The sequence below is a fragment of the Dysgonomonas mossii genome, from assembly GCF_004569505.1.
GTDB lineage: Bacteria > Bacteroidota > Bacteroidia > Bacteroidales > Dysgonomonadaceae > Dysgonomonas.
On record NZ_SPPK01000002.1, the window covers coordinates 1 to 12,914 of the forward strand.

Sequence of the window (12,914 nt, forward strand, 5' to 3'; positions counted from 1 at the left end):
CCGTAACGATATTCAGGTGGTTATAACACCGGGGCTCCACCTCTTCCCATTCCGAACAGAGAAGTTAAGCCCGGTCGTGCCGATGGTACTGCGTAAAAGTGGGAGAGTAGGTTACCGCCGTTTTAAATGCAAAGTCCGTATACATCTAATTGTATGCGGACTTTTGCTATTGATACAAGCATACAAAGGATAATAGAAAGATACAAATACATATAAAGAAGAAGGATCTCATAAGCCAATGAGATCCTTTATTTTTTACAATACCAATGTTTCTTTGTATATTCGTCATATATTTAGAATAAAGGAAAATCCAGATTCCTTAAGCCCAATAAAAAATCTAACGTAAATAACATTTGAAACACATCTTTCTAGCGGAGAACAATTCCGAGAAAAGTAAAGATCTAATAATATTTTATCATGAATAAAGTTTGTTTTATCCTCTTGTTTAGCCTTGCCCTTATTTCTAGTCTAAAGAGTCAGCAGAACTACTTCCTGAATCCTGTTATTCGTGGAGATATGGCAGACCCATCTGTAATAAGAATAGGTGATACCTATTATGCAACTGCTACCTCTTCCGAATGGGCTCCGCACTATCCGCTATTTACTTCAAAAGACTTGGTTAACTGGATGCAGATCGGCCATATATTTGACAAGCAACCCGAATGGACTTCCAACTCTTTTTGGGCTCCCGAATTGTTTTATCATAACGATAAGGTCTATTGCTATTATACGGCGCGACGAAAGTCGGATGGAATATCATACATAGGTGTTGCTACAGCAAATAGTCCTACAGATGAATTTACAGATCATGGCCTTTTGGTCGAATTTGGAAAAGAAGCGATCGATGCATTTATCTATGACGACAACGGGCAGCTATATATATCATGGAAGGCGTACGGGCTCGATGATAGACCGATAGAGATACTCGCAAGTAAGTTGTCTGATGATGGCTTAAAATTGATTGGAGAGCCTTTTTCGTTGTTGAAAGATGATGAGCGGATCGGGATGGAAGGTCAATATCATTTCAAGAAAGGAGATTATTATTATATCGTTTACTCACCTCATAGTTGTTGCGGGCCGCAAAGTGATTATGATGTATATGTTGCCCGTTCAAAACGTTTTAAAGGGCCTTATGAGAAGTATTCTGGCAATCCGATCCTGCATGGCGGTGGTGGAGATTATCTATCCTGCGGACATGGAACAGCAGTAGATACTCCCGATGGGCGTTTGTTTTATCTGTTTCATGCCTACTTCAAAGGTGAAGGCTTTTTTGCCGGACGACAACCTGTATTGCAAGAGATGTATATGGGATACGATAGTTGGCCGCATTTCCGCACTGGAACAGTGGGTAAAGCAGAGCAAGCTATGCCATATCCCGAAACTGTGCAGAAGGGAGTTTCTGATTTTGAAGATCGATTCGAAGGTAGTACGTTAAAAATAGATTGGACTTGGAACTTCCCTTATTCAGATATAAAGACTGAATTTCGGAATGGAAAACTTCTGCTTAGTGGCACTCCAAAACAAGGGAATGATTGGGGAACAGCATTATGCCTACGTCCGCAAACACCTTATTATACTTATGAAACATTGGTGAATAATAGCAATAAGAGTATAAAAGGGCTTACCATGTATGGAGATGATAAGAATCTCATAGTATGGGGTGTATCGGATGGAAAGTTAGAGTTGAAGTCAATAAAAGATGGTCAGCAATCGTTGATCTATAATTCAACAATATCGCAGAAGTTTGTCTATCTAAGAGCTCAGGTAGAGAAAGGTTGTTATATGACTTTCTTTTGGAGTAAGGATGGGAAAAACTGGACGAAGATAAATGAGACTCCTATCCAAGCCGATTATTTAACCCGATGGGATAGAGTTGCCCGTCCCGGAATGATACAGATCGGAGACACTTCTCAGCCTGCTGAATTCTCTTACTTTAAGATGACGAATATAAAATAATAAAGAAACTGCCTTAAGAATTCACTTCCTAAGGCAGTTCCTTTTATGTGATTATCAGATAGTTTGCTTGCCTACTTGAACACTTACCTTTTTACTCTTGTCTTTTCCCCAAAGAAATGTTAACTCGAAAGCAACGTTCGAATCAATCGTAACCGATGGAGTTTCATCAGCCGAATTACGCTTATTAACTTTAAAGGAAACCAAGCCGTCGGGGCCGTATGGATAGCGCTCTATCCCGTGTGCTTCGGTCTGAGTAATATCCCATATGACAGAATGATTGGCATAGTCGGAACGGATACCTAAGATATACTCTATAAATACCGCAATAGGAGGAAGCCCTGTCCAACCCACAAAGTCTTTGCGAGCCATAAATCCGGGTTCTGCAGCTTCGGGTGCATAATATTCCCAGAATGTTCCTGTGTTCTTGTATACTTCAAAAACATTATTGTAATGGTTTTTGGCTATCTCCTTCGCTTGTTTGGTGTATCCTTTCTTATCAAGTCCCGTGATGACCATATAGTTGGTTCCCGGCCAAACACCACCTTGCCAGTAGCGTCCTCTCGGGTTATATTTCGGATTGTCGGCCGAAAGAGATGGAACTCTGTGGGGACGGTTGAATGTTTTAGGATCGTCCAAATGCTTCACCATTCTATCCAGTTGCTTAGCATCCAATACATCGGTATGCAATGCCCAGAATGCAGGCATCCCCATCGTTGTACTCAGACTACCATCAGCATACTGATCGTACAAGAATCCCGTTTTTTCGTCCCAAAGATTGTCGTGTACATATTTGGTAAGCATTTTTATCTCGTCCTCAAATTCTTCGATCTCTTGCCAGCGTTCCAGATAGAAACCTATTTCGAGCAATACATTTGCCATCAATATTTGTTGCAGGCATGCATCCAGCCATACCATGTGTCCGTTACTATATATCATATTATACTGAGGCTGTACACGTGGCATGTTGTCCATACCTGTTCCCCAACCACTCGACCAGTATGTTCCATTAGGCCATGTACGGTTTAGTTTCAGCCATTTGTAATATGCACATAGTGCCGGGAATATCTTTTCTAAGCGTTCGTTATCGCCATACTGCTTGTAGTATAACATCTCACTCCATGGCAGAAGGTTAGGTCCGGTGCTTGTCGGGTCGTAACGCTCGAAGCAATCTGCTCCATCGGCTTTGATTTCGCGGCAAATGAACCCATCGGGATGCTGTTTGGCGTAGAAGTTATCCAATGTATGTTGGAATGGGAAAAAGCGGTATCCGTAGCGTGCAAACATCATCATAAAAGATGAATCCCACATAAAGATATTTCCGTTATAAGCTGTATCCAGATAACTGGAAACAAAGCCCGAACCTTTTTGTGGCTGACGGATATTGCTGATCGCGATTTGCCATGCTTTCCAATACATCTCTATCTCTTTCGCATGTCCTTCCCAAATAGGACTGGGCAATATATTCTTAGCCTCCTCGAAGCTTTTAGGAATTACTTCCTCGGGTTTTGCTATACGGTACTCATTCTCTGTAACCAAAGCTTCCTTCACATACGTATTTTTGTATGGTAGGTTGTATTTTGGAGGTACCTCTTCATTTTCTTGAGAGAAGAGATTGAATGTTACGATACAGCTTAGAATAATTAAACTAACAAGTCTTTTCATCTTAGGGTATTATAATCGATTTTTATTGTTACTTTTTTACAAATATACTGTTTTTATATAAGCCTTATAACCTGTATGATATAAATAAAAGGTGACAAAAGTGACACTTTTTATTCTGTTTTTTATCTGTCACCTTTTTCTGTTTTTTATCAAGCTCAACGAAGAGAAGTATCATCTCCGGTAGGATACAAGAAAAAACACTAGACAGCGTCCTTATATAGATAAACTATTTTGCAATATACAACATATTATCAGGAATAATATCTTCTCTGATACTGCGGCTCGAAAGACCTACTTCGAGGAATTCTCCCATATAGTTTTCGAAATACAATAACTTCAATTCGTGATATCCGGCTTCGAGAGCAATCTTTCCTTCGGCACGTTTCAGGCTGTGAGAGCCATCGTTGTCAACAACGGTTTGGCCGTCAATGAATAACTTCGAACCATCGTCGGAGAAAGTATAAAATTGATAAACGCCCTTTTCGGGTATTTTGATATATGTTTTGAATACAAATGCCATAGAATCTTTAGCTGTAGCAGAGGCTATCGAAAAATTGTTCATCGTACCTTCTTTTACAAGTTTGGCAGAAGCGATCATATCTGTATGGGTAAGTTTAAAATCGGCTTCGTAGTACTTGTACTTTACTCCTTGTTGTTTTACCTGAATGTTTTTTGCAGGCAAATACTCCGTTGCTTGTTCGTCGGCAGAAGACAGGCCTGAAGGATAATAATATTCAAACTCGATACCTTTCGGGGTACGTATCCATGTGTCGAACTGATTTTTTCCTTCATACATTTTGATAATGCGTCCGCCTCTCTCTAATTTACCGTAAGCGTCTACTCCTGTTGTCCGTCCGAATGCGAGAGCTATTCCCTGATCGATACCTATATAATCGTTATTGTGGTCGTGCCCTACAAACACTCCCATTACGTCTTTCTTCTCTACCATCGAGCAAAACATTCCTGAATTTATTTCGGGAGAGGCAACCTCTTCTTCTTTATTGCCGATGGTCTTTTCTTTTCCAACGACGTTGTTATACTCCAGTATAGGAATATGGAAGAATGCAAGAGCAGGAAGCGGTGTTCCGCCGTTTTGTGCGGTATATTTATCCCTGGTTTTTCTGTACCAGTCTATCTGATCGAAGTGTATCCAGTCGTAATGACCGTACTTGTGTGCAGATGGTTTGTTGTGCGAGTCGATGCAATACAATACAGCCGCAGTCTTAGCTCCTTTCGACGACTTAACTTCTAACGGATAGTTTCCCGATCCCGATAGCTCCGGCCCTTTTTCTCCGATAAAGTAAGGGTAGTTTGCGATAAGATCAAACACCTCATCACGGGTAAGCCCTGCTTCTTCATCGTGATTTCCCAAGGTGACAGCCCAAGGTGTTTTAGCCTCTTCAAATATTTTGCCAATAGATTTCCATCCTTCTTTGGCAGGCATATCGGTTACTACGTCACCCGTAAGGATAGCGATATCCGGCTTTTCGGTTGCCAAAACATGTTTGATCACATCAACAGTCTTGCTGCAATTAGGAGAGTTGTTGCTCCAATGCAGGTCTGTAAATTGGGCAATCTTGAAATAACCGTCCTTATTGAATTTCAGTTGTATGTTATTCTTTTGTGCGAATAACGTAATTGCGCAAAAGAGAGTTACGAGTATTAGTGTATATTTTCTCATGGTCTTTATCTGTATTCTCTCTGTCATACCGAGTGTAACGAAGTATCTCGCATTCTTTTTATAGAAATGTTCAGCTTTGGGATGCTTCGTGCCTCAGCATGGCAGAGATGGTATAATCATTTTTTACAATCCTAATAATTTTTTCATTTTATGAAAAATCTGAGTATTCTTATACACTCCTATGAATTCGGACGAGCCCGGCCCGTAAGAAAAGACAGGCAGCATAAGCGGAGTGTGGTCGTCGGTCATATAGCGTGCTGTGAGATGTCCGTTCGCAACATTTCCGTCCACCAGTGTAAGGCCTCCTGTTTCGTGGTCGCCTGTTACTACAACCAATGTTTCTCCATTACTATCTGCAAACTCAAGGGCTGCTTTTACCGCCAAGTCGAAGCTTAATGTTTCCATTACAGAACCCGGAAAAGAATTGGCATGTCCGGCATAATCTATTTTTGCACCTTCTACCATCAGGAAAAACCCTTTGTCATTTGTTGTCGATAGTTTTTTTATAGCCTGATTTGTGGCGTCGGCAAGCATTGTCAGCGTTTCTTCCGATGCAGCCAGATCCATTCGTTCGTCAATACAAATAACCTTCTTGTTATCAGTATTGATGTCGTCAATAGATGTACTGATTCTATACTGTTTTTTCAATTCACTCAAAATATCCTTGCCATCGTTCCGACGTGTGAAAACAGACATTCCCGCACCGTTCAGAAGGGTTAGTTTTCCATCGAGCAAATACGAAGTTATCTCGTCAGAGTTATCTCTTTCTACCGAGTGTCCGTAAAAAGCGGCAGGGGTAGCATCGGCAACATTACCCAGTGTTACAACCCCGCAGGCATATCCCGCAGCATGCATTACATCTGCCATCGATGGGTATGCTACTCCATCTTCACTCATGCTGATATGGCGGTTGTTGTGGAGTTCGCCTGTTGCTAATGCGCTGCCTCCTGCGGCAGAATCGGTTGTATAGGAATCTTTGGCACTGGTGTTTTGCAATCCTACATATTTCATGTTGAAAATTGTAAGCCCGTTTCCGTTTTTGTAATTGGCATTATTTACTGTAGCTCCTGCCTGTAGTTGAGCAAGTCCTGTACCGTCACCAATAAGGAATATGATGTTCTTGATAGGCTTGTTGCTTCCATCATTCTTGTAAGTAGGGGTATATACGTTGATACCTTTCGATAGTTGCAGAAGCTTGTTGTTAAATCCTTGAAATCCGACTGTTGTTCTATCCAGCCTTTTGGCACGTGCTACATCATCGGTTATATCTTCATTCTTCCCTATTTGGTAGTTCTTATTGTCGAAATGCGAGAAATAATCCGCACACGCTTCAGGGCGGTCGGTATTAATGTAATCTATGCCTAGATTGTGGAACGTATTCCATGCGGTAACGCCATCGGGAGTTCCCCAAAAACGGATAGGCTTGCCCAATGCGTGTACTTCATTGATTACTTTTACGACTTTTTCCAACTCGGCTTTTTTAATAGATCCTTTACCGTTCCATACCGAATAGTCGGCAAAAGAAAGGCTTATCATTGCTATTCTTTTCAGCTGTTCGGGTGTATAGTCTGTTTTATATCCATCGAATGAAATAAATGACGGATATTTAGAATAATCTTTCTCATCAGGACGATTCCCCGATATAACAACCTTTACGGCATAAGGGTTAACCGTAGCGTCGAAAACCTGAGGATAGGCTTTCAGTTTGGATACTAATATATCCAAAGTCGGATTTGCCGGAGTTTTCAGATCTACCAAAAGAATAAGCGTTTTATCTGAGTTTTTCCAAGGTCTTCCTCCATTTTGTTTAAATAGATGGACCAATGGGGTGATGTATGCCTCGTCTATAGTCGGGGCATTGGCGACGTCCTTCAGGTCGTGTGCCACCTTCAACTCATTGGCTTTCCCTGTTGTGTAAATATCAGCCTCTATAGATGCTACTTGCTGTGCATAAGCCTGATAGAACGGAACTCTTTGCTCGTAATCGTTATGAGAGTGAATGAGTATCCGTTGTTGTGCATTGATAGATATACTTATCAACCCTGTCAACAAGACTAATAAATACATTTTGTTTAAAATATGTCTCATGATTAAAAACCTTTTTTGATTGTTGTTGACTATACTTCGTTACACGCAGGATAGCACAAATTCTATAATTATTTTATTTCTATTTGAGCAACTACGACAGAATGGTCTGAAATAAATGTATCGTCCAATTTTTCAGGGAGTACACTGTGTTTAGCTACCTTGATGCCTTTGCTTACAAAAACATAATCGATAAACTCACGTCTTTCCATCGGTACTTTTCCAAATCCGTGGAATGTCCAGTCTGTACCGCTTTTCTCTACTGCAATATCTTTCGAATGAATAAGATGTTCTGGACTATTCACATCCGTAACGTGTTTGATTACATCCGATTCCGGTGTCGCATTAAAGTCTCCCGTCATAATGATAGGCAAACCATTAGCAAGAGCATTTGCTCTGCTTAGCAATAAAGTTACACCTTCTTGACGCGCTATTTTACCCACATGATCGAGGTGTGTATTGATAAAGAAAAGTTGTTTTTTGCTGCTTATATCCTCCAGTATAGCCCACGTAGCGATGCGCTCACAAGCTCCATCCCAACCTTTAGACCCCGCCACTTCGGGTGTTTCGCTCAGCCAGAAGTAACCGGATTTTATTTCCTTGAATCTATCCTTCTTATATAATATAGCACTGTATTCTCCCTTTTCTATACCGTCTTCACGACCTACTCCTATCGCATTATATTCGGGTAGGCGAGATTTTAAGTCATTCAGCTGGTTTACAAGTACCTCTTGTGTTCCAACGATGTCTGCATTCTGATTCTTTATCGTCTTTGCCGCAACATCTTTCCTGTACTGCCAGTTGTTCAGGCTGTCGTCAGGATTATCGTAACGAATGTTGAAGCTCATTACATTGAGGTCTACCGGCTTGCTATTACATGAAGTCAATAGTACGATTACAGCAAGAAAATAAAATAATTTTTTCATCTTATCAAGGTTTTTTATTTTATGAATAAATTAGATGCTGGTATATTCTCAAACTTCTCGGATGTTGGTTTTTTCCAACCCCAACTCAGGTGCTCTCCTTCGTAATCCTCAAAGTATTGGAGCTTGTATGTGTGGTGGCCTTTTTTCAGGGCAATTCGGCCGGTGGCAGATATGGCTGCATGCGAACCATCGTTGTCAACTATCTTTATATTATCAACATGCAAGACACTGCCGTCGTCGGAGGTAGTCATGAATTCATAGACGCCATCTTCTGGTACAAAGATAATACCTGTGAATATAAATGCAAAATGATCTGCTTGTTTTGCTCCGTTTATTGATGGTTCGGCTATTATTCCTTTCTCTACGAGAGGAGCCTTCTGTATTTGGTCTACAGCACTGAAGTATCCTTCGTAATAATGAAAGTTTGTACCATTCTCTTTGGCCAAGGCTGCTACAGGGTTCTTGAATACAGCCTTTGTGGCTTGAATCGTAAATATACGGCTCGGGATAAATCCATTTTTATATGCACGAGCTTTGATCGTTGTAGTTGCCGCTATTGCTATTGGCTCGGAATAGAGTGCTGATTCTTCGGTTGGCTCTTTCCCGTCGAGGGTGTAATAAATTTTCACATCTTTTGTCGCCGAATGCAAATCAACAGTTGTATTGTCAATGAAGAGATCCAGATCTTTTGTTGTATATGGTATCGAAACAATCTTTCCTGTAGTCATCGAATGCGGGTAGTCAGATTCTGCTATGCCTCTGGACTTGTTTGGGGTGGATGACAAGTTGAAATCGAGTACCCCTCCTTGCATTAGTTCTTGGTAGGTGATGTAATTAGCAGCTATCTCCTTTCCGTTGAGAGAAACCTTGTTGATATACACATTCTTTTCAGGGTGATTAGCCTTGATAGTCAATGTTTTTCCGTTCGCTAATTTAATTGTTGCTTTTTCAAACAGCGGAGTTGTCAACGAAAATTCATTCGAACCCGGGCATACAGGGTAAATACCCATGCTGCTAAGTATATACCAAGCAGACATCTGCCCGCAATCTTCGTTGCCACTGATTCCCTCAGGGGTTGGCTGATACATCTCCGATAGTATGCGGCGGGTCATAGCCTGCGTTTTCCACGGCTGACCAACATAATTGTATAGGTATGCCATATGATGGCTCGGTTCGTTGCCGTGCGCATATTGCCCTATGAGTCCTGTGATATCAGACATGTGTCCGTCAACTTTTGACTCCACAACAAAGAGGCTATCCAGCTGCAAGGTGAATTCATCTTTCCCCCCGAAGAGCTGTATAAGACCATTTACATCATGCGGTACAAAGAATCGATATTGCCATGCAGTAGCTTCTGTATATGCACGTCCCGGTTCAAAAGGATTGAAAGGGCTGTCCCAATTTCCGTCCATACGTTTACCTCTAAAGAATTTGGTATGTCCGTCAAATACATTGATGTATGATAGTGCTCTTTCCGTATATGCTTTGTAATCATCCTCTTTCCCTAACTCTTTTGCCATTTGCGCAATACACCAATCGTCGTATGCATATTCGAGAAGGCATGACACTGACTCTCGTTTTATGTTTGAAGGTATAAATCCGTATTTGATATAATAGTCAGAACCTTTTTTGTTTTTATAGGACGAAACCTTCATGGCTTCATAAGCCTTAGCAATATCAAAACCTCTTATTCCTTTCATGTAAGCATCGGCTATTACCGATACCGAGTGGTAGCCGATCATAGTCCCTGTTTCTCCGGCAGACAGCGGCCAGATAGGAAGCTCTCCCGAGGCATCATACATATCGAGGTAAGAGTTGATAATATTATTTACCAATGTAGTATCTGTTAGTGTAATGAGAGGATTCAATGCCCGGAATGTATCCCAAATAGAAAATGTTGAGTAATATTTCTCTCCCTCAGGCAATATGCCAACCTTCATATCATGGCGGCGAAACTGTCCGTTTACGTCGCTCATTATATTGGGCACTACTTTTGAGTGATATATGGCGGTATAGAAGTTTTTCAAATCATGTTCGTTTCCGCCTTCTACAACTATTTCCGATAACGCTTCAGACCAAAGGTTGCGGGCTTGATTGTGTACTACATCAAAGTCGAAATCTTCTACATCGTGGCTCAGGTTTTTTCGTGCATTCTCTTCACTTACAACCGAGAACGCAACCTTGGCTATAATAGGTGTACCGTCCGAAGAACCAAATTTGAGTACGGCTTGCTGGTTATTCGTTTTAGGTTTGGTATCCTTGTCCAGAATGGCACCATCGTTAACTAAGTCGAAAGACTGAATATCTTTTGAAAACTGAGCAACGAAGAACACATACTGATTGGTTACCCATCCCTGAGTTCTTCTCATTCCCGACACTTCATTGTTTGCCGATTGCCTGATAACGAGCGAGTCGATAACTTCTTGGGCCAACACATGAGCCATGTCTATAATTATGGCTTGGTTTTTATCTTTTTCGAAGGTGTATCGGTGTACACCTGTATATGTTGTAGCTGTCAGTTCAGCTTTAATTCCTTCTTCTTTGAAATCAACCGAATAATATCCGGGTGAGGCTTTTTCGTCTTGATGCGAAAAGGCAAGAGGCTCGAAAATATAACCTTTCGATACCGGTTTTATGTCTTTGGTGGTAGGATGGAAAAGCACGTCGCCCAGATCGGCACAGCCTGTTCCATTAAGATGTGTGTGCGAAAATCCTAAAATAGAAGAATCGCTATAATGATAGCCCGAACATGCATCCCAGTCTCCAGTACGGGTGTCGGGGCTCAACTGTATTGCTCCATACGGAGTGGTAGCTCCGGGATATGTGTGTCCATGAAAACCTGTTCCGATAAATGGGTCTACATAGTCGATAGGGTTTTTAGGTAGATTTGTACAGCTAATTAAAAATCCAATAATAAAGGTTGATACGAGTATTTTCTTCATTAAGTTTTATATATTAATTACAATTGCCTCAATTTATCATTAAGAAGGAACTATCCAAAATGTATTTTCTACTTCTGCGACAGTTCCTTCTCTATGACAATATCAAATTTCTGTTTTATTTAAAGTTCGAATATCCATCATTCGGGTTATTAACCAATAAATAATCAGTGTTTTCTATCTCACGTTGCGGAATCGGGAAGTGTGCATCTTTAGCAGGATCGAAAGTTCTAGGACCTCTTGGATCGCTTGCGGTTGTTGCAGCAGCATATACTTCTTTTGCTAATCCCCAACGAACAAGGTCGTAATGGCGTTCGTCTTCATAAGCTAACTCACAACGGCGTTCTTTAACCAAATCATTGAATGTAGGAGCCGATATTGCTTTTGAATTGTCTCCGCCAAAAGCTCTTACTCTAACTTCGTTGAATGAAGCAGCAGCAGCGGCCACACCTTTAGTGCGATCGTTCGGACCTCCTCCGGCTAAGAATATTTCGGCTTCGGCATGGATAAGCAATACATCAGCATAGCGTAAAAGAGGTACATCTGCACCGGTTTCCCAGTTCCAGCCTGTAAGATCATTATATGCAGCAGAATATTTTGTTCCCATATATCCTGTACTCATGTCCTTAATAAGGGCACTGGTAAGCGTTGTTTGTTTACCTAAGAAGAAAACATCATCACCCGCACCTTTAAGCGTTACCAGACGGCGAAGGTCTCCGCTTGAGGTTAGGTTTGGTTTTTCGAATGCATCGAACAAGCTTTTGGTAGGAGCAAAGTAATACCATCCTGTACCACCCGAAAGAGTTCCCGAAAGAAGGATAACAGATGTTACTGTTCCTTGGTTTCTCACCGGCTTGTTAGTAAGATTGAAAAGTACTTCTTCATGCTTTTCTCCGGCCGGAGAGAACAAGTGCGCATAACCGTTATTATTTGTCTTGTCTAAAGAATACTTGCCCGAGTTGATTACTTTTTCTGCAGCAGCTTTAGCTTCGTTATATTTACCCCAATGTGCATATACTTTTGCAAGAAGCCCGTAAGCAGCACCTAGTTGTGGACGACCTTCAGCACCTTTCTCTCTGGTCCAAAGACTTTGTTTCTCGAAATGAGAAATGGCTGTTTTCAAATAACCTTCGATGCGTGTATATGTCTCAGTTTTTGTTTCGCGCGGCTTGTTTATTTCCTGAGGTTTGTTATAATCATAGAAAGGCAATCCTCCATATCTTTTTGCTAAATGGAAATAAGCAAAAGCACAAAGGAAATTAGCTTCACCAAGAATGATATCTTTGTTTTTGTCAGACATTTCAATGTTAGGCGCATATTTCATTACGTCATTTGAGCGTCTGATTACTTTATACATTATTTTCCAGTTCGAAAACTGTCCGCTTGATGCATTTGTTGTTGTTCTGAATTCGGTGAGGGCTTCATCGTCGCCTTTACTACGGTTGATTACCATATCGTCGCTGGCGGCACCTACCCACCAGTGTCCGCGCCCGAAACCTTCTTCTTCATAAAAAGGGGCATAGGCAGCATCTAACCCTAATTGAGCATCGGCTTCTGTATTCCAAAAGTTTGAAAGCCCGTAAGGTTCCCTATCTAAATCACACGATGTGATAAAAATGAATGGGATGAATAGTAATAATTTATATAGTTTCATGTTTTATTCGA

At 41.1% G+C, this 12,914-nt stretch carries 7 protein-coding genes and 1 rRNA gene; 2 read left to right on the top strand and 6 right to left on the bottom strand.

From position 1 onward, the window contains the following. The first annotated feature begins 12 nt into the window (after positions 1-12). Positions 13-123, top strand: a 5S ribosomal RNA gene (gene rrf / locus E4T88_RS05500). Positions 124-417: 294 nt separating this feature from the next. After that, positions 418-1,956, top strand: a complete 1,539-nt coding sequence (locus tag E4T88_RS05505) for a family 43 glycosylhydrolase (RefSeq protein ID WP_135104480.1) — start codon at positions 418-420, stop codon at positions 1,954-1,956. Between the two features lie 54 nt (positions 1,957-2,010). Here E4T88_RS05505 and E4T88_RS05510 read toward each other — a convergent pair whose 3' ends face one another. The 6 genes from E4T88_RS05510 to E4T88_RS05535 all read right to left on the bottom strand — a co-directional run bounded on the left by E4T88_RS05510 (position 2,011) and on the right by E4T88_RS05535 (position 12,903). Then, entirely contained in the window at positions 2,011-3,618 is a 1,608-nt protein-coding gene (locus E4T88_RS05510; protein ID WP_135104481.1) for an MGH1-like glycoside hydrolase domain-containing protein, read from the bottom strand. Between the two features lie 226 nt (positions 3,619-3,844). Then, positions 3,845-5,299: a PA14 domain-containing metallophosphoesterase gene (locus E4T88_RS05515; RefSeq protein ID WP_135104482.1), complete on the bottom strand. Its 1,455-nt coding sequence runs from the start codon at positions 5,297-5,299 to the stop codon at positions 3,845-3,847. A gap of 123 nt (positions 5,300-5,422) precedes the next feature. Then, complete coding sequence (locus tag E4T88_RS05520) at positions 5,423-7,387, bottom strand: alkaline phosphatase (protein WP_135104483.1); 1,965 nt, start codon at positions 7,385-7,387, stop codon at positions 5,423-5,425. 68 nt (positions 7,388-7,455) lie between these two features. Beyond that, positions 7,456-8,310: an endonuclease/exonuclease/phosphatase family protein gene (locus E4T88_RS05525; RefSeq protein WP_135104484.1), complete on the bottom strand. Its 855-nt coding sequence runs from the start codon at positions 8,308-8,310 to the stop codon at positions 7,456-7,458. 14 nt (positions 8,311-8,324) lie between these two features. Beyond that, positions 8,325-11,252, bottom strand: coding sequence for a GH92 family glycosyl hydrolase (locus E4T88_RS05530; RefSeq protein ID WP_135104485.1), 2,928 nt, complete (start codon positions 11,250-11,252; stop codon positions 8,325-8,327). Positions 11,253-11,367: 115 nt separating this feature from the next. Then, complete coding sequence (locus E4T88_RS05535) at positions 11,368-12,903, bottom strand: RagB/SusD family nutrient uptake outer membrane protein (protein WP_135104486.1); 1,536 nt, start codon at positions 12,901-12,903, stop codon at positions 11,368-11,370. Positions 12,904-12,914: the final 11 nt, after the last annotated feature.

Coding starts and splice junctions, on each gene's coding strand:
- E4T88_RS05515 (WP_135104482.1), bottom strand. CDS start 5,299: ATGAGAAAATATACACTAATACTCGTAACTCTCTTTTGCGCAATTACG.
- E4T88_RS05530 (WP_135104485.1), bottom strand. CDS start 11,252: ATGAAGAAAATACTCGTATCAACCTTTATTATTGGATTTTTAATTAGC.
- E4T88_RS05525 (WP_135104484.1), bottom strand. CDS start 8,310: ATGAAAAAATTATTTTATTTTCTTGCTGTAATCGTACTATTGACTTCA.
- E4T88_RS05520 (WP_135104483.1), bottom strand. CDS start 7,387: ATGAGACATATTTTAAACAAAATGTATTTATTAGTCTTGTTGACAGGG.
- E4T88_RS05535 (WP_135104486.1), bottom strand. CDS start 12,903: ATGAAACTATATAAATTATTACTATTCATCCCATTCATTTTTATCACA.
- E4T88_RS05505 (WP_135104480.1), top strand. CDS start 418: ATGAATAAAGTTTGTTTTATCCTCTTGTTTAGCCTTGCCCTTATTTCT.
- E4T88_RS05510 (WP_135104481.1), bottom strand. CDS start 3,618: ATGAAAAGACTTGTTAGTTTAATTATTCTAAGCTGTATCGTAACATTC.